A 22,747-nucleotide genomic window follows, 5' to 3' on the forward strand; every position below is an offset into this window, starting at 1 on the left:
ACTTACTCCTTCACTTTCTTACCTTCTAATATCGTTTGAATAATCATTAATCCGACACCTACACATAATGCCGTATCCGCAATATTAAATACCGGGAAATTGTACGAAAAAATATAGGTGTGGATAAAATCAACCACTTCTTGTCGGAATACGCGGTCGATAAAGTTACCAATTGCTCCTCCTAAAACAAGCCCAAGAGCAATACCAAGAAGCTTATCTGTCTTTGCATACTTTTCCATATAAGCTATGATAAAAATAACAAAAATCACTGTAATAATATAGAAGAACCACATTTTACCTTCTAAAATCCCCCATGCCGCTCCTCGGTTACGGTGAGATGTTATGTAAAGTACATGATCAATAATCGGAATACTTTCACCGATTTCCATATTTTTCACAATAATCCACTTTGACAGTTGATCAATTGCGATTACAAATAAAGCTATTAAATAATATATCATTTTCATTTCTCATTTCCCCCGCAATGACAGTGTACCTCAAAATTTTAGCATAGCTCATAGTTTTTCACAATGAAGCATTGCTGAGAGAATAAAATAAATAGGAATAAGGTAATATAAAGTTGTTGTAGTTTAAAATGTTTTTGTTTTTTTATATAAAAATTCGTGAACTGTGCGTGCAGTTGGCATCATTTTTAATTGTTTTAATGAAAGAAGTGTACCTGTTTCTTCACAAACACCATACATACCTACTTCCATTTTGAAAAGCGCGCGCTCCACATCCTTCAAATCTTCCTTCATATCGTGAAGTAGTATTTTTTTTCTAACATCTTCCTTCTTCATACTAAACAGCTCTTCTCCAAACTCCACATCATGTCCATATATGGTTTCTTTTGCTAATCGTTCTTGCAATTCCACTCGCATTAACTGTAATTCTTGTTTGATTTCCATATACGTATCGCTCACGAATGCATTCCTCCTGGCTGAAGTGTACCGTTAGTTTATCCGAAAAACATGTGATTACAGCTCACACATTTTTCCTACGAAGGAAGAAAAAAACCGGTTGCTTTTATAAGCAACCGGTTTTTTATTCATTATTTTACATAATTTTCTTTTACTACTGTTGCACAACGTTCGCATAATGTTTTATGCTCATCATCGCTGCCTACTGTTTCTGTAACAACCCAGCAACGTTCACATGTTTCACCAGTTGCTTGTGCTACTACAACAGCTGTATGCTCATATTTTGGTGCATCTGCTGGCGCTTCTTCAATCGTGCCACCAAGCTGATATTCAGAAACGATAAATAGTTGTTTCACATCTTCTGTAATAGATTGTAACAACTCTTTCATTTCTACTGTTGGATAAAGTGTGATGCTTGCATTTAATGACTTACCAATCACTTTTGCATTACGCGCTTCTTCTAATGCTTTTAACACATCATCACGAAGCGTCATAAATGCATCCCATTTTACTTTCAGTTCATCTGCACCTTCAAGTGTTACAGCTTCCGGCATATCCGTTAACTGTGCGCTCTCTCCTGTTACACCTGGAACGTATGGCCATACTTCATCGGCTGTATGAGATAAAATTGGTGCAACAAGCTTTGTTAACGAAACAAGAACATCGTATAGTACTGTTTGAATTGCGCGGCGATCAGCATTGTTTGCTCCTTCGATGTATAATACATCTTTTGCAAAGTCTAAGTAGAACGCACTTAAATCAATTGTACAGAAGTTATGAATTGCATGATATACAGCTGCAAATTCATACGTATCATATGCTTCTTTTACTTTCGTAATTAAATCGTTCAGTTTTACTAGCATGTAACGATCTACTTCACGAAGGTTTTCAATTGCTACCGCATCTTTACTTGGATCAAAATCAGCTAAGTTTCCAAGTAAGAAACGGAATGTGTTACGAATTTTACGGTATACTTCTGCTACTTGTTTTAAAATATCATCAGAAATACGTACATCTGATTGATAATCTACAGAAGCAACCCATAAACGTAAAATATCTGCGCCTAATTGATCCATGATTTTCTTCGGAACAACGATATTTCCGATAGACTTACTCATTTTACGACCTTCGCCATCAAGTACGAAGCCGTGGCTTAACACACCTTTATATGGCGCTTTTCCAGTAACAGCAACAGCTGTTGATAAAGAAGAGTTAAACCAACCACGATATTGGTCAGAACCTTCTAAGTATAAATCAGCAGGGCGTTGTAAGTCTTCACGTTCTTCTAATACAGCTTGGTGAGAAGAACCAGAATCAAACCATACGTCCATAATATCCATTTCTCTACGGAACTCACCGTTTGGACTACCTGGATGTGTAAAGCCTTCTGGTAATAAGTCTTTCGCTTCACGCTCAAACCAAATGTTAGAACCGTGCTCACGGAATAAGTTTGCTACATGGTCAATTGTTTCATCTGTAATGATTGCATCGCCATTTTCTGCATAGAATACAGGAATTGGTACACCCCATGCACGTTGACGAGAAATACACCAATCACCGCGGTCGCGAACCATATTATGAAGACGTGTTTCACCCCATGCTGGTACCCATTTTGTTTCTTCAACTGCTTTTAACAGTTCTGGACGGAATGCTTCAATTGATGCAAACCATTGCGCTGTTGCACGGAAAATAATTGGTTGCTTCGTTCTCCAGTCATGTGGATAAGAGTGAGTAATAAATGTTAACTTCAATAAAGCTCCCACTTCTTCTAACTTTTCTGTGATTGGCTTGTTTGCTTTATCATAGAATAAACCTTCAAATCCAGGTGCTTCACTTGTTAATACACCTTTATCATCAACTGGGCAAAGAACATCTAAACCATAGTTCTTTCCAACGATGAAGTCATCTTCACCATGACCAGGCGCTGTATGTACACAACCAGTACCTGCATCTGTTGTAACATGCTCCCCTAACATAACTAAAGAATCACGCTCATAGAACGGATGGCTTGCTGTTACGTACTCTAACTCACTACCTTTAATTGTTTTAGCAACTTCAGCATTTTCCCATTCTAACGTCTTAGCAACTGTTTCAAACAGTTCAGAAGCGATAATATACTTTTCACCATTTACATTTACAACGCTATATTGAAGTTCTGGATGAACAGAAATACCTAAGTTTGCTGGTAATGTCCAAGGAGTTGTTGTCCAAATAATGAACTTCTCATCGCCTTCTAATACATCTTTTCCGTCTTTTACAGGGAATGCTACGTAAATCGATGCTGATTTTTTATCTTTATATTCAATTTCTGCTTCTGCTAACGCAGATTCACTTGTTGGAGACCAGTATACTGGTTTTAGCCCTTTATAAATGTAACCTTTTTTCGCCATATCACCAAATACTTTAATTTGCTGCGCTTCATAATTTGGCTCTAATGTAATATAAGGATTATCCCAATCAGCACGTACGCCTAAACGTTTAAATTGTTCACGTTGACGGTCTACTTGCTCATATGCGTATTCTGCACAAAGTTTACGGAACTCAGCAACGGTCATTTCTTTACGCTTTACACCTTTGTTCGTTAAAGCTTGCTCAATTGGTAAACCATGTGTATCCCAGCCTGGTACATACGGTGCACAAAAACCGTTCATTGATTTGTAACGAACGATAAAGTCTTTTAACACTTTGTTTAACGCGTGCCCCATATGAATATCTCCATTTGCATATGGAGGGCCATCATGTAGCACAAATAGCGGACGACCTTTCGTATGCTCTTGTACTTTTTCATAAATATTCATTTCTGCCCATTTCTCTTGCATTGCAGGCTCACGTTTCGGTAAATTTCCACGCATCGGAAATTCTGTCTTTGGCATTAGTAATGTATCTTTATATTCCATGCTTAATTCCTCCTTAAATATATAAAAACTCTTTCTAAAATGAACGAAAAAAAGAAACCTTCTCATCCCGAAAAAGGGACGAGAAGGTTTCCCGCGGTACCACCCTTGTAGACTATATGTATATATAATCCTCTTTACATTCTTAACGCGAATACACGCCAGCGCTTACTTCAATCGTTCAGCGTGGAACTCAAGGGTGATATTCCTTTCTTCTCCTTATCCTGAGCTTCCACCATCCTCAGTTCGCTATATAAGGGCCGAAAAAAGTACTGCTCCCTATCTTCGTTTTTCTAAAAAATATGTTGTTTAAAATTATATGTAATTATGAGAAAAACGTCAAGCTTACACTGTTTCTTCTTTCTTTAACAGCTCGTCCACTTCTTCTTCCAGTTCAATTAGCTTGTCCCAATCATCATTGTTTAACATTTCAAGCTGTGCTTCCAGTAACATACGGAAGCGTGTGCGGAATACTTTCGCCTGCTTTTTCAACTCTTCAATGTCAAACGCAACTTTTCTTGACTTTACAAGTGCTTCATTAATAATACGATCTGCATTTTTCTCTGCCTCACGAACGATTAATTTCGCTTCCTTTTGTGCGTTACGTTTTACTTCCTCTGCCGCTTCTTGTGCAACTACAATTGATTTATTTAATGTGTCTTCAATGTTCGAGAAATGATCTAATTTCCCTTCCAACTGTGCAACTTGTTCTTCTAATGCTTTCTTTTCACGAATGACAAGCTCGTAGTCTTTAATTACTTGATCAAGAAACTCGTTTACTTGATCCTCATCATAGCCACGAAAACCGCGACCAAACTCTTTGTTATGAATATCCAATGGTGTTAAAGGCACGACGCCACCTCCAAGTAGTAATCTGAAATTTCCTTAATTTATTATATCTTTTCTTCGACAAAATGGAAGGATTTCCTTCTAAAAAACAAATCATTTTAGAAGTCCATACACAATTCTCCATTTATCGCGCTTTGTTTTATCTTGAACATCAAATAATTTAGCTCGTCCATATCCTCTAATCGAAAATACATCTCCTGGAAAACATTCGTAAGCAACTTGCTCTGTCATTTTCCAATTCACTTTCACAAGACCATTTTTAATAAGAGGCTGTGCTTTTTGACGAGATATATGAAAGATTTCCGATACTAATACATCTAATCGCAGCGATGAGACCGTTCCTGTCTTTTCATCCCACTGCTCTTGCACAGAAAGCGCCTTGTCTCCTTGCACTGCACTAAGAGACACTTTCATTTTTCCAATCGACTGTAAATTCATTTCAATATACGAAGCAACTTCTTTCGCAACTACAATTTGGGCACGATTTTCACCAAGCCAAATATCACCGCATTTTTCTCTTTGTAATCCAATGGACATAAATGCACCTAATATTTGCCTATGGTCTAAAGTATGAAATTTAGAAGGATAGTTGATTTCTAGTACTTCTACTTGAAACTCTTCTTCATCTAGCACGAGATAGTTTGGGTGTATCAGTGCTCGTTTTCGTTCTGCATGCTCTGCTGCACCATATAACTGAAATGCAGCATCTCCATGTTGACCGATAACAGTAGCTAAAATGTGCTGCTGCCTCGGGTCTAAGAATTCAGTTCGTTTCACCTGATGATATTCTTCAGCGGCGGTTTTCCACTCTAATACTTTATCAACAAAGACCGCTTCTTCTTGTCTAAAATGCTCATAGATGCTCACAATATGGCTCCTTACATGTTCATAAAGAACCCAAATAGAGTCGAGAGACCCATACCAGCTAATTGTAGTGTTAGGATCCCTACAATTGGTGACAGGTCAATCATTCCAAGCGGCGGAATAAATCTACGAAATTGCTCTAAATACGGTTCACAAATACGCCCTAAAAATTCTCCAATCGCTGACTCTCTCGCTCCTGGGAACCAGCTCATAAGAATATAAATAATTAATGCGTAAGAATAAAACCTAAATAACAAAAGAATTGCTGCTAATAATATTCCCATAAGGTATTACCACCTCTTTACGTTTGTTTCTTCATCTTCACCAAACAATTCAGAAATCGCGCCAACAATATCTACATTGTCTGGCGTACATATGAATGTTTTTGGACCTAACTTTTGGATATCTCCGCCTATAGCGTATACAGTGCCGCTTAAAAAGTCAACAATACGAAGTGCTTGATCAGAAGACATGCGCTGCAAGTTAATCACAACAGCACGGCGACCTTTTAAATGATCTGCAATCCCTTGTGCTTCTGAATATGTACGCGGCTCTAGCAAAACAACTTTTGAAGCTTGCTTTGCTGTTTCAATGCTCACAATATTTTGTTTTGGTTGTGTTTTCGCAAGCTGAATATCCTGCTCTGGGTCATACTGCTTTTTCATTTCTTCTTGCTCCTTTTCGTAAGCTTCTCGCTCTTCTGGAGTATCAAAAAAGAAGTATTTTACTTTTGACCAACTCATAATGATATTCTCCTTCCTTCTATGCTTTTCCTACTAAAATCGTCCCCAAACGAATACATGTAGCCCCTTCTTCAATTGCAATCGTATAATCATTTGACATCCCCATTGATAATTCCGTGCACGGTGCGTGCGGTAACTGTAACTGCTCTACTTGCTGTTGCAGTTTTTTTAATGTTTGGAAACAACGGCGAATTTCTACTTCCTCCCCAGTAAACGGTGCCATCGTCATAAGACCAACAACTTTAATGTTATCAAATTTCTCCAACTGATGAATGAACTCGATTACTTCTTCAATTGCTAATCCTTGTTTTGATTCTTCTAAAGAAGTCTTAACTTGCACAAAACAATAAATTGTTTTTTCAGCTCTCTTTTGAATTTCTTTTGCAAGAGAAAGGCGATCAAGAGAGTGTAAGTAATCAATTTTATTAATAATCTCTTTCACCTTCCGTGATTGCAACGAACCGATAAAATGCCACGCTGCACCTGAAGTAAAATAATCATATTTTTGTAAAAATCCTTCATTTCGGTTTTCACCAAGATGATGAATTCCCGCTTCCATTACTTCACCAGTCTTTTCAATTCCAACTGTTTTTGTTACAGCAACAAGCTTAATTTCTTCTCGCGAGCGACTTGCTCGTTTACAAGCTGCTGCAATTTCTCTCTCTACATGTGCTAAATTCTCTTGCACTGTCATTTCTTTTCTTCCTCCTTAAAGCCTATGAAACTCAACATTCTTCCCGTTGTTCCACGATCACGCCTATGCGAGAAAAATAATTGTTCCTCACAGCTTGTACAAAGAGACGAAACAATGAGATTCTCTTCTTTTATACCAGTTTGTCTACATAATAAACGATTGATTTCTTTTAAATCAATTGCATATTGTCCATCAGAAATTGTTTCATATGGAACAGATTCTGTAATGACTTTCTTTGCTGCTTCAAGCACCCGATCATCAACAACGTAACAACATGATCCAATAGATGGTCCTATCGCTACGCGAATATCTTCAATTGGTATGCCCTCATGGTTCCATTTTTCAATCATTTCATTTGCAATGCCAAGTACTGTTCCCTTCCATCCAGCATGTGCGAGCCCAACCATTCCATAAGATGGAGCATAAAAGTATAAAGGTACACAATCAGCATAACAAGATGTTAAGAGAACGTCTTGTTCGCCAGTATAAATGCCATCCGTATTTGGAATTCCGTCCTTATACGAGAAAACACCTTTTCCCTTTTCTTGTTTACTCACTTTTGCAACATATTTGTCATGAACTTGCTCAGAACAAATCCAATTCTCAAGCGGGATTTGTAAAGTTTGAGATAGAATACGACGATTTTCATGAACATGTTGCACATCATCATTTACATGTAATCCGAGATTCATTCCTTGGAATGAATCTCTACTCACTCCACCTTTTTTTGTCGTAAAACCTGCAATAATTGCCCCGAGTTCTTCCCATGCTTGCAAATGTAATATACCGTTCTTATATCTAAATGGTTCTCTCATAAAACGGCTCCTTATCATGAAATAACAGAAAACACTATGGTACTTCCTGTCTATTTTACCATACTTCTATTTTTTCATAATGACAACATAAAAAAAAGAGGAATTTGTAATATTCTTTAAGAAATTGTCGTTGTTTGTATCACTTCTGTAACAGAGTCAATATAATCCGCTTTTACTAAAATAACATCTTCTCCAATTTTCACAATTTGCTGCCATGGAATAACAAACTCTTCTCCTTTTCCAAACAACCCAAGCATGCGACTTTGCCGAAAAATAATGATTGCATTAATTCTTCCTGTATTCAAATCAATCTCAATATCACCAACATTTCCAAGTTTTTTCCCATCCGATACATTCACTACATCCTTTATTTGAAGCTCTGACACTCTTATCATTTTCATCCTCTCCTTTACCATCATTATATGAATACGCTCCATCCCCTATGAACATATTTTGACGGCTATAAAAAGGAAGTTTCAATCAGCCCAACCAATTGGGCTCTTACGGGACAAAAAAAGGATTCATCATCATGATGAATCCTTATCCTTGAATCGTTTTATTCATTTGTTTAATAGCCGACTTCTCAAGCCTGGAAACTTGTGCCTGCGAAATCCCAATTTCTTCTGCAACTTCCATCTGTGTTTTTCCTTGGAAGAAACGTTTTCGAATAATCATTTTCTCTCTCTCATTTAGTCGCTTCATTCCTTCTTTCAGCGCTAACTCTTCTACCCACTGCTCGTCCTTTTGTTTGTCATCACTGAGCTGATCCATAACAAAAATCGGATCCCCTCCATCATTATAAATCGGTTCAAAGAGAGAAACAGGATCTTGAATGGCGTCAAGAGCAAAAACGATTTCTTCATGCGTCACTTCAAGTACTTCAGCAATCTCCATTGCTGTTGGTTCTTTTGAATTTTCAGCAATCAATTTCTCCCTTACTTGTAATGCTTTATACGCAATATCTCGTAAAGAACGAGAAACACGAATTGGATTGTTATCGCGTAAATATCTACGAATTTCCCCGATAATCATCGGTACAGCATACGTTGAAAATTTAACATTTTGGCTTAAATCAAAATTATCAATCGATTTCATAAGTCCAATGCAGCCAACCTGAAATAAATCATCAACAAACTCCCCTCTGTTGTTAAATCTTTGAATGACGCTTAGTACAAGACGTAAATTTCCGTTTACTAATTTCTCTCTGGCGCTAATCTCGCCACTTTGCATTTCTCGAAATAGTTTACGCATCTCTTCGTTTTTCAGTACTGGAAGTTTAGATGTATCTACACCACAAATTTCTACTTTGTTTCTCGTCAAAGTGTTCCCTCCTAACGGGAGTTGCTGTACAGTGTAAAGTATCTCCTTAAGAGGGAATTTTATGCATATAGCTTTCCTCATTTATTCTTCCAAAATAATAAAACCATCAGAAATTCTGATGGTTTATCAAACAGCAAAATGCTTGCCTCGTATAAAGTGAAACTTCAATCAGTGGGGGTTTTCTCCATCCCCACTGATTGTCAGCCCGACCAATCGGACTTTTACGGGCTGTTTATCTCCCACCTAAACTTCTTCGCTTCTCTCAAGTTTTGAGGTGGGAGTCTTACAGCCCGTTAATGTGGGATAAATATATATCCAACTTGACCGTTTAACACCAAAGTAGATGCCACGTATATAAGAATGGAAAATGTACTTACTTCATCCATTTGTTGTAACCCGGCGCGCGGTAGGAAAAGGCACTGACCGCTACTGCACATGGGGGAACCCACTCTTCTACCGAAAAGGAAGGGGGTGTGTTAGTTTTTCAACTTGTATTTATATATAATAAAACCGTACTCACTTTCTCCTTTTGTTTTAACATAGCATGTGGCAGTCATAGTAACTGACCGTTATTTCACACGGCCAATTGCTCTCTCTAACCTAAAAAAGACAGGTTTCAATCTTTCCCCTTATATTTTTAAACCATTTTATTAAACTCTTTTCTAAGCCTTTTAATAATTCTTTTCTCTAATCGCGAAATATAAGACTGTGAAATACCAAGCATATCTGCTACATCTTTCTGTGTCTTTTCTTCACTACCATCTAATCCGAAGCGAAGCTCCATAATTTGCTTTTCCCTATCGTTTAACTGATAAAGTGCTTTCAGAAGAAGATGGCGATCAACCGTTGCTTCTAAATCTTTCGTAATAATATCTTCATCTGTTCCTAAAACATCTGACAACAATAACTCATTTCCATCCCAATCTATATTTAAAGGTTCATCAAATGAGACTTCCGAACGATTTTTATTATTTCTTCTTAAATGCATTAAAATCTCATTTTCAATGCAACGAGACGCATATGTTGCAAGTTTAATTTTCTTTTCTGGATTAAACGTATTCACCGCTTTGATCAAGCCGATTGTTCCAATACTAATTAAATCTTCTATATTAATCCCCGTATTCTCAAATTTCCGGGCAATATATACAACAAGACGTAAGTTCCGTTCAATAAGTAATGAGCGAGCCGCTGGATCTCCCTTTGGTAATTTATGAAGCAATACTTCTTCTTCCTCTTTCGTTAATGGCGGAGGTAGCGCTTCACTTCCACCAATATAATAAATTTCATCGGTCTTAATTCCTAATTTCAATAATAATTTATACCAAAGGTAGGTTAAACGAAATTTTAATTTAAACATATATTCCCGCCTCTCTTATTAGGCACTCGTCACTTTTTGTGACAAGAGCAATTTTGAATGTAAAATGCATTGATACTCACCACTTGCAGATAGTGGTTCTGTATTTAGACCAACGAAAACTTTACTAGGAATGACCGTCTTTCCTTCGTGATAAATATGAATCTCATCAGGTTTAATAGCCCAGAGAAATTGATGAGTAACACCAACAGCTCGGTAAGGGATTAATCGTAAACGAGTCGCCCATTCCGACTCTGCCTCTGGAATATATGGAATCCCATTTTTAGATTGAATTTGTTCTATAAGCCATTTCGGCAACGTATCTTCAAAAGAAGAAAGATTCATAATCATAACAGGCGTTTTTGTTAATGGGTCATATAACTGATTTCCACTATCTATTAAGCCATCAACATACATATCTAACTCATTCACTCGCACGCGTACTTTTACAATCTGTTCATAATGAATTTTTGTTACTTCTACATCTTCAATTCGTTTTTTAGAAAAGTAATACACTAACGGACAGCCTATTACAACAAATAACCAACTAATTGGATCACCATATGAAACTGATTTCGTAGAAACAAATTCATTCATTATATTGTTTGTTTGTAAAAAGAAATGTGTCCCAACTAGCCCTCCTCCCACCATAAACGTTACGAAATAAAAAGTTAAAACTGCTTGTATATACGTTCTAAAACGAAAAAAACCAAATGCAGCATATACGATGAGAAGAGAGTATAAGAGCTTTGTAAGTGGATGTGTCATCACGTATGCAAAAGGTGTGAATGCAAAAATTACAATTGTTGAACCGATAAATGCACCAAGAATTAATCTCCATCTTTTCACTTTACGCTTTAATACAATGGCTGTTAGCAAAAGCAAAAGAAAGTCTATGCATACATTTAATAACCAAACAATATCGGCATAAACAACCAAACAGTTCACCTCTTTTTATAAAGTTGAGACTAGTATAATGCATATCCACTAAAAAAGTGTGTCAATTTATGATGGGGATTTTTTGTTATTTTAGGAGTTTATCTCGTATTGTGTCACCCTCAAATAGCGGGATAAAAAAAGAGGTTGTCTAAAAGCATAACTTTTAGACAACCTCTTTTTATTACATACATGAAATCACTTATCTTCTGCGGCGATTACGTAGGAATGCCGGAATATCAATATCATCAGCATCTGTATTACGCTCGTATACAACTTCTTCACGCTTTACTTCACGTTTTACTTCGCGTTGTTTTTGTGGTTGCGCCGGTTGTGACTGTGCTTGATTTGTCGTAGCTGAAGGGCGTACTAACGGTTTTGGTGGTTGTGTTGAAATGCTATCATCAAAACCTGTTGCAATTACAGTAACAACAATCTCGTCTTTTAAGTTTTCATTAATAACAGAACCGAAAATCATATTCACTTCTTGATCTGAAGCAGACGCTACAATATCTGCAGCTTCTTGTACTTCATATAAACTTAAGTTTGTGCCACCTGTAATGTTCATAATTACGCCTTGTGCACCGTCAATTGAAGTCTCTAGTAACGGACTAGAAATTGCGCGCTTCGCAGCTTCTGCCGCACGGTTTTCACCACTTCCAACACCAATACCCATTAATGCAGATCCTTTATTTGACATAATTGTTTTTACATCTGCAAAGTCTAAGTTAATAAGACCAGGCGTCGCAATTAAGTCTGAAATACCTTGTACACCTTGACGTAATACATTATCTGCTTCACGGAATGCTTCTAGCATTGGTGTGTTCTTATCAACAATCTCTAATAAGCGATCATTTGGGATTACAATTAATGTATCTACATTTTCTTTAAATGCTGCAATACCAGCTGCTGCTTGTGTTGCACGCTTACGTCCCTCAAATGTGAACGGACGCGTTACTACACCTACCGTTAATGCTCCTAACTCTTTTGCAACTTGTGCAATAACTGGTGCTGCACCTGTACCAGTGCCACCGCCCATACCAGCTGTAACAAATACCATATCAGCACCGCGCAGTGCTTCTTGAATTTGTTCTTTGCTCTCTTCAGCAGCTTTTTTCCCTACTTCAGGGTTTGCTCCAGCGCCAAGTCCACGTGTTAACTTTCCACCGATTTGCATTTTCGTTTCGGCTTTTGATAAATTTAATGCTTGCGCATCCGTATTAACAGCAATAAAATCTACACCTTGAACACCATGTTCAATCATACGATTTACAGCATTATTTCCACCGCCGCCAACACCAATAACTTTTATATTCGCTAATTGATCTTGAGTAGTATCAAACTCTAACATGTCGAAATCCCCCTAGAACCTCATTTTTCGCGCGAAAATCAATCCCATAAATATCGGAATACACGCTTTACTTTTGACATCATACGTTCATTATTATCATTATCGTTATTATTTGTAGTACGAGGCTTTTGTTTTACTGGCCGCTCTACAGGAGCTGGCGCTTGTAATTCTTCATATTGCTCTTGTACTTCTTGTACACCTTTGCCTCGTAACTTTGCTTTTTGATTTGCATTTTTAATGAGTCCAACACCCATTGTATATTGCGGTTCACGTACACCGATATAATCTGGCGTCGCAATTCGCACATTTTGATGCAGAATATCATATGCAAGATCTAAAACACCCGGCATAGAAGCAACTCCACCAGTAAGGACATAGCCAGCTGATAATTGTTTTACACCTAATCTTCTTACTTCGCTTTCTACAAACATAAGAATTTCTTCTACACGCGCTTCAATAATATCAGCTAATTCCAACTGAGAGTATTGCTCTGTTTGATCACTACCCATAATTGGAACTGTGAACAACTCTTCTTCAGATGCTGTATCATAGAAAGCATGTCCATATTTTACTTTTATTTGTTCAGCGCTATCTGTTGATGTTTTAAGACCAATTGCTATATCCTTTGTAATATGCTCTCCACCAATTGGTAACACACTTGTCGCTTGCAGTTCTCCATCTTGGAAGATTGATAATGTCGTAGAACCGCCTCCAATATCAACAAGTGCAACTCCTCGATTTTTCTCGTCACGAGATAAAGCAACGGTTGCAGCGGCTAATGGCTGCAGGCAAATATCCACAATTTCTAGACCCGCTTTTTCTACACAGCGAAGTAAATTATGTAACAATGTTCTAGAACCTGTGATAAGTGTACCTTCCATTTCTAATCGTACACCAATCATACCACGCGGGTCGTTTATTTCATCAAGACCATCTACAATGAATTGTCGAGGTACCACATCAATAAATTCACGTTCTGGTGCGATTGATACGACTTGTGCTGCATCAAGCACACGCAGTACATCTTCGTTTCCAATTTCACGATCTTCATTTGAAACAGCGACTACTCCATGACACGGAAGAAGCTGTACTTGGTTTGCATTAACACCTACAACAACACGTTCAATGTGAATGCCTACCATACGTTCAGCTTGTTCAATCGCTTTTTTTATCGATTGTACAGTTTCATCTATGTCAACAATGGAGCCTTTCTTTAAACCATTTGACTTTACATTTCCAACACCAATAATGTTTAAAGAGTCATTGACCATTTCGCCAATGATGACTTTAACATTGGATGTACCGATGTCAAGACTAACATATATTTCATTGCTGTTCATTCTTTGGCACCTCCTTCTTTATTTATACCATAAAATTCAATATATGGAACAACAATTGCGGTTTTATTATTTATAAGAAAAATATTCAACACATTTATGTATTTCCCTTTTTTAACAATCTATTTTTCTTATTTTTGTTTGACATTTTCTCATTTGATGAATTTCACGCTTTTATGCGAATTCGGTACTCTGATATTATTCTATGACAAATACAAAAATTACCGCCACGTATAAGTCTACACCAAGATTTACTCCTAGAAAAGTGAAACTTATAGCTATTATGCCAAGAAAAAACAATAGCAAATTTTTTTATATCAAAATTATGAAGAAATAAATACTAAAATTCCTTACAACCACTACTGTCCTAGTACATTTCATTTTCTATCCATTAATTCTAATAATCCAGATATTACGAAAATAATATTTTTATAAATATCTTTATTGTACATCTAAGTACTTAATATAGGCTCCAACTTCCAAGTCAATCATCGCTTTTCGATTGGGATCTATATTTTTAATCATAAGAGGATAGGGCTCCATACGCTTTGCAAAATCCTCAATAGTCGTACTTACCTCATACCCCTCATTCATATATAACGTCAAATGCTCTGGATTTGAATCTGTTGGCGTATAATGAATTTCTGAAATGGAGCGAAGGATGGTTGGTGTTAATATTTCTAGTTCAGCTATTAACTTTTTCATCTTCTTTTCTTCAAAAGGAGCAAAAATCGGTGCAGCTACTGGTAATTTTCCATTTGGCAGCACATCAAGTGATTTCCCATTCTCTAATAGCGGACGTAGTTTCCCATCTTTATTTATGTAACCAATTGTTACATACTCTTCGATATGAATAGACACTCGATTAGGAAACTGTTTTTTTACATTTACGTTTTTAATTTCTTTTCGCTTCGTTAAATTTTTTTCTGCCTTATTCGTCATTACACGAAAATAACCAGTTTCATATGTAATTCCTGATTGCTTCATCACTTGTTCATCTGTCATATAATGATTACCATATACTGTAATCTTTTTTATATTACTAAGTGGAGAACGGAAGTAAATTAAAAAAAGCACTAATAAAAATAAAACCGATATATACAACATAAGTCGTCTATTTGCTTTCTTCTTCAGTTGTTGTTCTCTTAACTTCGGTACACGATCTTGTAATTTAATCACTTTACTATCTTTCATGTACGCTCCCCCTATGTAACGGAAAGAACGGCATGAAACGCATGCCGTTCTTCCTTTCTTTATTATATCATAAATGATAGTATACGTGGCAGACAACTGCTATCTTCCAAGTATTTCTACCTCTGTTTCCATCTCAACATGAAATTGCTCTTTCACAGCCTGTTTAACAACAGCTATTAAATCTAGTACATCTCTAGCTGATGCTGTTCCTGTATTCACAATGAAATTCCCATGCATTTCTGATATTTTTGCTCCACCAATTTGATAACCACGTAATCCAGCTCTCTCGACTAAATTACCGGCATATTCAGGTAAGGGATTTCGGAAGATACTACCAGCGCATGGGTAATTCCAAGGCTGGGTATCTCGGCGATAATCTTTATTTCTTTGCATAATCGTAACAATTTCATCGCGGTTCCCTTTCCTTAACTGCAATTCAACTTCAATAACGATACCAGGGCGATTTTTTTGTAAAACAGATGTCCGATAAGAGAATTGCAACTCCTCTCTCGTAATCCATTCTAACTGTCCATCTTCAAACAGTATACGAGCTCTCTTCACAACTTTAGACATATCAGATTGATGTGCACCAGCGTTCATATATACAGCTCCGCCGACACTTCCAGGAATTCCACTAGCAAATTCTAGTCCCGCCAGACCTTTTCTACTTAGTAAAGTAGATAATTTAACAAGAGAATATCCACTACCAACTCGAACCTGTTCACCAGTAATATATAAATGATCAATTCCTTCTCCTATACGGATGACAACACCTTCAATTCCTTCATCCGCAACAAGCAAGTTTGATCCTCTGCCTATCGCTGTCCATTTCGCTCCATATGCCTTCACAAGCATAAACACTCGTTCTAAAGCTTCTATACTAGTTGGAATAACTAAAACATCAGCCACTCCACCAATTTTCATTGTTGTATAGCGAGCTAACGGCTCGTTTTCTAACACTTTTCCCACCTTAGCTTCTTTAAGCTCTTTTACTAACCGTTTCATGATGATCGCCCCCATATGAAATCTCCTTATTACAGTAATATGCAGGGCATTTACCTCTTGTTATTTTCTACAAGGCTTTTCATCACTTCAAATAAACGATTCGCGGCATCTGGCATACCTAATTGCTTAGCTGATTTCCTCATCGCTTGCAATTGCTCTCCATGTAGTAAAATATCATCAATATGAGAAAGAAGCGACTCTCCTGTTAAATCTTTCTCAAGTAACATTTTTGCGGCACCTTTCTCAACAACAGAAAGGGCATTTTTTTCTTGATGGTTATTTGTTACATATGGGCTCGGAATTAAAATACTTGGCTTTCCTAACGCCGTAAGCTCTGCTAGTGTAGTAGCACCGGCACGGGATACGACAAGGTCTACTCCCGTCAACACTTCTGGCATATTATGAATAAATGGTTTTATAATTACATTTGATGGGTTTCCTTTTTCCTTTACAGCTGCCATTACCTTTTCATAGTGGACATCACCTGTAACATATAGTACTTCATAATTTTTATTACTGAATTGTTCAATTGCTTCTACAAACGCATCATTAATCGGTCTAGCTCCACGGCTTCCACCAAAAATCAACACAGATTTCTTAGAAAGAGATAGTCCTACTGAACGCTTCCCTTTCATCCCATTTTGATTCATTACTTCTGATGCACGTGGATTTCCTGTCATGACAACTTTATTTTGAGGGAAATGTTCGGTTGCCGCATCAAAACAAACAGCTACCTTATCCACATAACGGCTCAAAAACTTATTTGTTACACCCGGTACACTATTTTGTTCATGTACAATTGTTGGGATTTTTAATTTTGCAGCTGCATATACAACTGGTCCACAAACATATCCACCTGTTCCAATTACAACATCCGGATTGAAGCGGCGAATGTAACGTTTACTATCTTGCACACCTTTAAAAAAGCGCATAACTGTCTTAACGTTCTCTACTGATATTTTTCGTTTAAACCCACTAATTACAATAGATTGAAATGGAATTCCTGCCTTCGGAACAATGGTACTCTCTAGACCATTTTCTGTACCAATGTATAAAAATCTCGCCTCAGGGTGTAACTTTTTTATTTCTCGAATTAACGCAAGGGCTGGATAAATATGTCCACCTGTTCCGCCACCGCTAACTAACACTCTCACTCTCGATTCCTCCACTTCTCTTTCTCGTCCTCTATGCTCTCACACAATAAAAACCTATTTTATAAGCTTCAAATAGCTATACACACGGTAGCATACTATTTGTTCCTCTTAATTTATACGAGGAATTATACATGCGAAAAACCCTGTCATAGAAACAGGGTTTAATAGCGAGAATGACGACTTATATTCAACAGTACTCCGACTGCCATTAACATTAAAGTTAAACTTGAACCGCCATAACTTAAAAACGGCAGTGTAATACCTGTAACAGGCATAAGACCGGTCACAACACCAACATTAATCATCACTTGAATTGCAATCATCGCCACAATACCAACTGCTAAAAACGTACCATATGAATCTGGCGCTCCTAGTGCTATACGAATACCGCGCCATAATAATAGACTAAACAATAATAACACAAACGAACCACCAATAAAACCTAATTCTTCAGCTAAAATAGCAAAAATAAAGTCCGTTTGCGGCTCTGGTAAATATAAAAACTTTTGCCTACTTTGTCCAAGACCAAGACCAAATAATCCACCTGGTCCAATAGCAAGTAACGATTGAATAATTTGAAATCCACTACCAAGTGGATCTGACCATGGATCTAAATAAGAAGTAATTCGTTTCATTCGGTATGGGGCCGAAGCAATTAACCCAACAAATCCTGCGACTCCGATTAATCCTAACATTGCAAAGTGAAAAATTCGCGCCCCTGCTACAAAAATCATAACAATACAAGTTCCAACCATCACGGTTCCCGTTCCTAAGTCCGGCTGAAGCATAATCATTCCAAAAGCTAAAAAGACAAAGCTAAGCGCTGGTAATAAACCTTCCTTAAACTTCGTAATGACTTTCTGCTTTTCTGATAAAAATTTCGCTAAGAAGATAATCATCGCAAATTTCATAAACTCAGAAGGTTGAATCGAAAATGCACCAACTCCAATCCAACTTCTCGCGCCTCCCCTTACCATACCAATACCTGGAATTAAAACAAGAATTAAAAGAAGGAAACAAACGAGTAAAATAACTTTCGAATATGTACGCCATGTCCAATAATCAATTTTCATAATAAAAAACATTGCGATAACACCAACACCAGCAAATAAAAGTTGTCGTTTTGCAAAAAAGAAAGAATCACCAATTTTGTAAGAAGCCCATACAGCACTTGCACTATATACCATAATCATTCCGATTGTTAACAGTAAAAGTGTTACAATGATGAGAATAAAATCCGGCATTTTTTTCGTTGGCAATGTACTCCACCTCTTTGAAACAAGCTTTTAGATTCAACAAACCACCAGTAGAACTTTCCACTGATGGTTTCTTTTCACTTTATATTAGTTTATGCACAGCTTGTATAAACATGTCTCCTCTTTCTTCAAATGTTTTAAACTGATCCCAGCTTGCACATGCAGGAGAAAGAAGAATAACATCACCTTCTTCAGAAATAGCGTATGCTTCTTGAACAGCTGTTTCTAAATTATCGACACTTTTAATTACCTTTATGCCTGCTTTTTCAGCAGCTCGTACTAACTTTGGTGCAGTTTGTCCAAACGTTAGCAATGCTTTGACATAATGTAAATAAGGAATTAATTCATCGAACTCATTTCCACGATCTAAGCCACCCGCTAATAAAATAACAGGCTGTTCAAATGCTGATAGCGCCTTTTCTGTTGCTAACATATTCGTAGCTTTTGAATCATTATAAAACTTACGATTTTCAATCGTAGTTACATACTCGAGGCGATGTTTCACACCTGAAAATCGTTTTAGTACAGCAACAATCGCCTCATTTGCAACACCCATTAGTTTTGCAATGCTCATTGCTACTAATATATTTTCCAGATTATGTTTCCCAGGCAGTACGATGTCTTCCACTTTCACAACTTCTTCACCTTTAAAGTATAGGCTTCCGTCTTTTACATACGCGCCATCTTCAATTATCTTTGTTGTTGAAAAACGAATTTTTTGTCCTTTACTATATTCAGCTAACGCCATAACTTTTTCATCATCAGCATTTACAACGCTATAATCCGCTTCTGTTTGATTTTTAAAGATATTGGCTTTCGCTAAGCCATATTCTTTTGCCGTGCCATGATAATCTAAGTGTGCCTCAAATAAATTTAAAAGTGCTGCAATCTTTGGCTGGAACGTATCAATCCCCATAAGTTGGAATGAAGAAAGTTCTGTCACTACTACCTCATGTTCTTTCACATGCTCTGCCACTTCACAAGCCACTGTCCCAATATTCCCTGCAATAACTGGGTGTTTCTTTCCTTCTTGCAACATTTCAAATGTTAACATTGTTGTCGTTGTTTTCCCATTAGATCCTGTAATTCCAACCAATGGAGCTTCTGAAATTTGATACGCAAGTTCTACTTCTGTTATAACTGGAATTCCTTTTTCTTTCGCCGCCACAAGAAGCGGATTAGAATACGGAATCCCTGGGTTTTTTACAACAAGCGAAATATTTCTTTCTAACAGTTCTAACGGATGACCACCACATACAACATCCATTCCTAAACTTTGCAACTCTGCTGCTAATGGACTTTCTTGTAATGGCTTACCATCATTCACGATAACATTTGCACCTAATTTATTTAATAAGGTCGCTGCAGCGTAACCGCTCTTTGCTATCCCTAATACAAGAATGTTTTTATTTTCATAATGAGCTATCGTTTTCAATTACATCCACACCCCGATATAAATTCCTAGAACTGCAAGTAAAAATCCTACTGACCAAAATGTAACAACAACGCGCCATTCTGACCAACCACATAATTCGTAATGATGATGAAGCGGACTCATTTTGAACACGCGCTTTCCAGTTGTTTTAAAGGAGATAACCTGAATGATAACTGACAATGTTTCCATTACAAATACACCGCCAATAACAGCTAGTAACAACTCTTGCTTTAATAAAATTGCAACTGTTGCAAGCGCCCCTCCTAAAGCAAGGGAGCCGGTATCACCCATAAACACTTTTGCAGGGTTTGCGTTAAATACTAAAAATCCAAGTGTTGCACCAACCACTGCCATACAGAAAATCGCAATCGAATACTGTTCTTGATGAACTGCAATAATACTGAACGCACCAAACGCAATTGCTGCTGTTCCTGATAATAATCCGTCTAATCCATCTGTTAAGTTTACTGCATTTGATGTACCAACTAATAAGAAGATAACAAATATAAAATAAACCCAATATCCAAATGTTCCTAATGAATCAATTCCTAAACCAGGAATGTTTAAATATGCTTCCCCACCATATCGATCATAAAAGAAACAAAATACAAAAGCGATAACAAGTTGCCCAAGTAACTTTTGCTTAGATGTAAGCCCTAAATTACGCTTCATAACAACTTTAATGTAGTCATCTAAAAATCCAATTAATCCATATCCAAACGTAACGAATAGCAATAATGAAACTTCCGCATTTAAATAGTCAAATTTAATTGCCATAATAAGCGTCGTTACCATCATTGATACATAAATGACAATTCCGCCCATCGTTGGCGTTCCTGATTTCTTTTGATGTGATTTCGGACCTTCATCACGAATGCTCTGTCCGAATTTTAAACGGCGTAAAAATGGAATGAAAATTGGTGATAACGCCACCGCAATTAAAAATGCGACACCAACTGTAATTAATAATCCTTGTTCAAGCATATATAGTCCCCCTCTCCTGCTGTTATTGCTTCATGCTTAAACGTTTTTTAATTGCTTCTTTTGCAACTTCACGATCGTCAAAGTCGTAAACTTCAGTTCCAATAATTTGGTATGTTTCATGACCTTTTCCAGCGATGACAATAATATCATCCTCTTTCGCTTTCGACACCGCAGCAAAAATCGCTTCTTTTCGGTCAACAATTACTTCATAATTATCATATTGCGCTTCAGCTACCATATCATCTAAAATCGCTTTTGGATCTTCACTACGCGGATTATCAGATGTATAAATAGCATGCGTTGCATACCGCGCCGCTACATTTGCCATAAGCGGTCTCTTCGTTTTATCACGATCACCACCGCAACCAACGATACAATACACATCACCTTTTGCAAACTGCTTTGTTGTTACAAGAACATTTTCTAAACTATCTGGTGTATGTGCATAATCTACGATAACTGTAAATTGTTGCCCACCTTCTACTACTTCAAAGCGGCCAGATACACCTTTCATTTCTTTTAGAACATGAAGAATCGTTTGCAACGCAACGCCTGAAACAAGTGTTGCGGCTACCGCAGCCAATACATTATAGACATTAAATTTACCAATTAATTTCATCGTAACGTCGGCGCTCTCATAAGGAGTAACGAGTGTAAATGTTGTTCCTCCACTCGACATTTTAATATCCTTTGCCATAATGTCACTTTCCGTATCAATACCATACGTAATTACCGTAGCTGCAGTACTTTTCATATAATCTTCCGTAGCTGCATCATCACGGTTTAATACCGCATACTTTGGACGCTCGTGGTAATAACTATTACCAAGCTGAGCAAATAACAAACCTTTTGCATACTTATATTCTTCCATTGTGTTATGATAATCTAAATGATCTTGCGTTAAGTTTGTAAATACAGCAACATCATAATCGCAACCATGAGCACGACCTAGATGTAATGCGTGTGACGATACTTCCATCACGGTACTCTTTACACCTTCATCAATCATTTTTTTAAATGACATTTGAAGCGTTAGCGCATCTGGTGTTGTATTTTTAACTTCAAATACTTCATCACCAATCTTCATATTAATAGTTCCAATTAATCCAGTTTTATGCCCATGCGCACGCAGAATTTCATCAATAATGTGCGATGTTGTTGTCTTTCCATTTGTACCTGTAATCCCAATCAAATGTAACTTTTGCGTTGGTTGCCCGTAAAAGTAATCAGCAAGCACAGCTAAAGAACGCACTGTATCTTTTACAAGTACAACTGGAACGTCAACATCAACAGGCCTTTCCGCAATAATAGCAGCCGCACCTTGCGCGGCTGCTTGTTTAGCAAAGTTATGACTATCTACCGTAAATCCTTTTATACATACGAATAAACTTCCATTTGTTACTTTACGCGAGTCCGCTTCAATTGCTATAATTTCTGGGTTTTCTTTTGGAATCATCGGAAAATCATGCAAACATGATACCAGTGTGTGCAACTTCATTTTCACTAAATCCTCTCTATCTTTTATTTATGCCACTATTTATACAGTGTAGCTTCCACATCTATAAATAGCAGTTCGTTTGACTCTTGAATGACTGAACGATAGTTCAATCTCTTCATTCTTGTTCAGCTATTTATTTTTCTC

22 protein-coding genes and 1 other annotated feature are annotated in these 22,747 nt (G+C 37.1%); all 22 genes read right to left on the reverse strand.

The window, feature by feature from the left end:
* Nucleotides 1–2 precede the first annotated feature (2 nt).
* Nucleotides 3–461 carry a signal peptidase II gene (lspA, locus tag BAMA_RS02575; RefSeq protein ID WP_034636224.1) on the reverse strand — a complete coding sequence of 153 codons (459 nt, stop codon included), beginning with the start codon at nt 459–461 and terminating at the stop codon, nt 3–5.
* A gap of 129 nt (nt 462–590) precedes the next feature.
* Complete coding sequence (locus BAMA_RS02580; RefSeq protein ID WP_034635771.1) at nt 591–923, reverse strand: TraR/DksA C4-type zinc finger protein; 333 nt, start codon at nt 921–923, stop codon at nt 591–593.
* A 128-nt stretch (nt 924–1,051) separates the two neighbouring features.
* On the reverse strand, nt 1,052–3,817 hold the full coding sequence (gene ileS, locus BAMA_RS02585; protein WP_034635772.1) for an isoleucine--tRNA ligase: 2,766 nt from the start codon (nt 3,815–3,817) through the stop codon (nt 1,052–1,054).
* Between the two features lie 71 nt (nt 3,818–3,888).
* Nucleotides 3,889–4,109: a binding site (T-box leader), on the reverse strand.
* Between the two features lie 50 nt (nt 4,110–4,159).
* Complete coding sequence (gene divIVA / locus BAMA_RS02590; RefSeq protein WP_034635773.1) at nt 4,160–4,666, reverse strand: septum site-determining protein DivIVA; 507 nt, start codon at nt 4,664–4,666, stop codon at nt 4,160–4,162.
* Nucleotides 4,667–4,756: 90 nt separating this feature from the next.
* Nucleotides 4,757–5,530, reverse strand: coding sequence for a YlmH family RNA-binding protein (locus BAMA_RS02595; protein ID WP_034635774.1), 774 nt, complete (start codon nt 5,528–5,530; stop codon nt 4,757–4,759).
* An 11-nt stretch (nt 5,531–5,541) separates the two neighbouring features.
* Nucleotides 5,542–5,811 (reverse strand): YggT family protein, encoded by a 270-nt coding sequence (locus BAMA_RS02600; protein ID WP_034635775.1) that lies wholly within the window; start codon nt 5,809–5,811, stop codon nt 5,542–5,544.
* A gap of 6 nt (nt 5,812–5,817) precedes the next feature.
* On the reverse strand, nt 5,818–6,270 hold the full coding sequence (locus tag BAMA_RS02605; protein WP_034635776.1) for a cell division protein SepF: 453 nt from the start codon (nt 6,268–6,270) through the stop codon (nt 5,818–5,820).
* 19 nt (nt 6,271–6,289) lie between these two features.
* Entirely contained in the window at nt 6,290–6,964 is a 675-nt protein-coding gene (locus BAMA_RS02610; RefSeq protein WP_034635777.1) for a YggS family pyridoxal phosphate-dependent enzyme, read from the reverse strand.
* The gene (gene pgeF, locus BAMA_RS02615; protein WP_034635778.1) at nt 6,961–7,779 is read right to left on the reverse strand and encodes a peptidoglycan editing factor PgeF; all 819 of its coding nucleotides are present in this window, start codon (nt 7,777–7,779) and stop codon (nt 6,961–6,963) included. The genes BAMA_RS02610 and pgeF overlap by 4 nt, the downstream gene beginning before the upstream one ends.
* Before the next feature lie 116 nt (nt 7,780–7,895).
* The gene (locus tag BAMA_RS02620; protein ID WP_034635779.1) at nt 7,896–8,174 is read right to left on the reverse strand and encodes a YlmC/YmxH family sporulation protein; all 279 of its coding nucleotides are present in this window, start codon (nt 8,172–8,174) and stop codon (nt 7,896–7,898) included.
* 145 nt (nt 8,175–8,319) lie between these two features.
* On the reverse strand, nt 8,320–9,099 hold the full coding sequence (gene sigG / locus BAMA_RS02625) for an RNA polymerase sporulation sigma factor SigG (protein WP_034635780.1): 780 nt from the start codon (nt 9,097–9,099) through the stop codon (nt 8,320–8,322).
* A 637-nt stretch (nt 9,100–9,736) separates the two neighbouring features.
* Nucleotides 9,737–10,456 (reverse strand): RNA polymerase sporulation sigma factor SigE, encoded by a 720-nt coding sequence (gene sigE / locus BAMA_RS02630; protein ID WP_034635781.1) that lies wholly within the window; start codon nt 10,454–10,456, stop codon nt 9,737–9,739.
* A gap of 18 nt (nt 10,457–10,474) precedes the next feature.
* Nucleotides 10,475–11,392, reverse strand: coding sequence for a sigma-E processing peptidase SpoIIGA (gene spoIIGA / locus BAMA_RS02635; RefSeq protein ID WP_034635782.1), 918 nt, complete (start codon nt 11,390–11,392; stop codon nt 10,475–10,477).
* 199 nt (nt 11,393–11,591) lie between these two features.
* The gene (gene ftsZ / locus BAMA_RS02640; RefSeq protein WP_034635783.1) at nt 11,592–12,740 is read right to left on the reverse strand and encodes a cell division protein FtsZ; all 1,149 of its coding nucleotides are present in this window, start codon (nt 12,738–12,740) and stop codon (nt 11,592–11,594) included.
* A gap of 38 nt (nt 12,741–12,778) precedes the next feature.
* Complete coding sequence (ftsA, locus tag BAMA_RS02645; protein WP_034635784.1) at nt 12,779–14,080, reverse strand: cell division protein FtsA; 1,302 nt, start codon at nt 14,078–14,080, stop codon at nt 12,779–12,781.
* 438 nt (nt 14,081–14,518) lie between these two features.
* On the reverse strand, nt 14,519–15,271 hold the full coding sequence (locus BAMA_RS02650) for a cell division protein FtsQ/DivIB (protein WP_034635785.1): 753 nt from the start codon (nt 15,269–15,271) through the stop codon (nt 14,519–14,521).
* 99 nt (nt 15,272–15,370) lie between these two features.
* Nucleotides 15,371–16,276, reverse strand: coding sequence for a UDP-N-acetylmuramate dehydrogenase (murB, locus tag BAMA_RS02655; RefSeq protein WP_034636227.1), 906 nt, complete (start codon nt 16,274–16,276; stop codon nt 15,371–15,373).
* A 50-nt stretch (nt 16,277–16,326) separates the two neighbouring features.
* A complete protein-coding gene (murG, locus tag BAMA_RS02660; RefSeq protein WP_034635786.1) occupies nt 16,327–17,430 on the reverse strand; it encodes an undecaprenyldiphospho-muramoylpentapeptide beta-N-acetylglucosaminyltransferase in 1,104 nt (367 codons plus the stop codon).
* A 161-nt stretch (nt 17,431–17,591) separates the two neighbouring features.
* Nucleotides 17,592–18,689: a stage V sporulation protein E gene (gene spoVE, locus BAMA_RS02665; RefSeq protein ID WP_034635787.1), complete on the reverse strand. Its 1,098-nt coding sequence runs from the start codon at nt 18,687–18,689 to the stop codon at nt 17,592–17,594.
* A 79-nt stretch (nt 18,690–18,768) separates the two neighbouring features.
* On the reverse strand, nt 18,769–20,121 hold the full coding sequence (murD, locus tag BAMA_RS02670; protein ID WP_034635788.1) for a UDP-N-acetylmuramoyl-L-alanine--D-glutamate ligase: 1,353 nt from the start codon (nt 20,119–20,121) through the stop codon (nt 18,769–18,771).
* Complete coding sequence (gene mraY, locus BAMA_RS02675) at nt 20,122–21,105, reverse strand: phospho-N-acetylmuramoyl-pentapeptide-transferase (protein WP_034635789.1); 984 nt, start codon at nt 21,103–21,105, stop codon at nt 20,122–20,124. It abuts the gene before it with no gap.
* Between the two features lie 22 nt (nt 21,106–21,127).
* Nucleotides 21,128–22,603: a UDP-N-acetylmuramoyl-L-alanyl-D-glutamate--2,6-diaminopimelate ligase gene (locus tag BAMA_RS02680; protein ID WP_034635790.1), complete on the reverse strand. Its 1,476-nt coding sequence runs from the start codon at nt 22,601–22,603 to the stop codon at nt 21,128–21,130.
* Nucleotides 22,604–22,747 lie beyond the last annotated feature (144 nt).

It is taken from the genome of Bacillus manliponensis (assembly GCF_000712595.1).
Lineage (GTDB): Bacteria > Bacillota > Bacilli > Bacillales > Bacillaceae_G > Bacillus_A > Bacillus_A manliponensis.

Bases quoted from the DNA above. Each gene is read 5' to 3' on its own strand.
- lspA (WP_034636224.1), bottom strand. From the start codon at position 461: ATGATATATTATTTAATAGCTTTATTTGTAATCGCAATTGATCAACTG.
- ileS (WP_034635772.1), bottom strand. From the start codon at position 3,817: ATGGAATATAAAGATACATTACTAATGCCAAAGACAGAATTTCCGATG.
- BAMA_RS02600 (WP_034635775.1), bottom strand. From the start codon at position 5,811: ATGGGAATATTATTAGCAGCAATTCTTTTGTTATTTAGGTTTTATTCT.
- BAMA_RS02605 (WP_034635776.1), bottom strand. From the start codon at position 6,270: ATGAGTTGGTCAAAAGTAAAATACTTCTTTTTTGATACTCCAGAAGAG.
- BAMA_RS02610 (WP_034635777.1), bottom strand. From the start codon at position 6,964: ATGACAGTGCAAGAGAATTTAGCACATGTAGAGAGAGAAATTGCAGCA.
- pgeF (WP_034635778.1), bottom strand. From the start codon at position 7,779: ATGAGAGAACCATTTAGATATAAGAACGGTATATTACATTTGCAAGCA.
- BAMA_RS02620 (WP_034635779.1), bottom strand. From the start codon at position 8,174: ATGATAAGAGTGTCAGAGCTTCAAATAAAGGATGTAGTGAATGTATCG.
- sigE (WP_034635781.1), bottom strand. From the start codon at position 10,456: ATGTTTAAATTAAAATTTCGTTTAACCTACCTTTGGTATAAATTATTA.
- ftsZ (WP_034635783.1), bottom strand. From the start codon at position 12,740: ATGTTAGAGTTTGATACTACTCAAGATCAATTAGCGAATATAAAAGTT.
- ftsA (WP_034635784.1), bottom strand. From the start codon at position 14,080: ATGAACAGCAATGAAATATATGTTAGTCTTGACATCGGTACATCCAAT.
- BAMA_RS02650 (WP_034635785.1), bottom strand. From the start codon at position 15,271: ATGAAAGATAGTAAAGTGATTAAATTACAAGATCGTGTACCGAAGTTA.
- murB (WP_034636227.1), bottom strand. From the start codon at position 16,276: ATGAAACGGTTAGTAAAAGAGCTTAAAGAAGCTAAGGTGGGAAAAGTG.
- mraY (WP_034635789.1), bottom strand. From the start codon at position 21,105: ATGCTTGAACAAGGATTATTAATTACAGTTGGTGTCGCATTTTTAATT.
- BAMA_RS02680 (WP_034635790.1), bottom strand. From the start codon at position 22,603: ATGAAGTTGCACACACTGGTATCATGTTTGCATGATTTTCCGATGATT.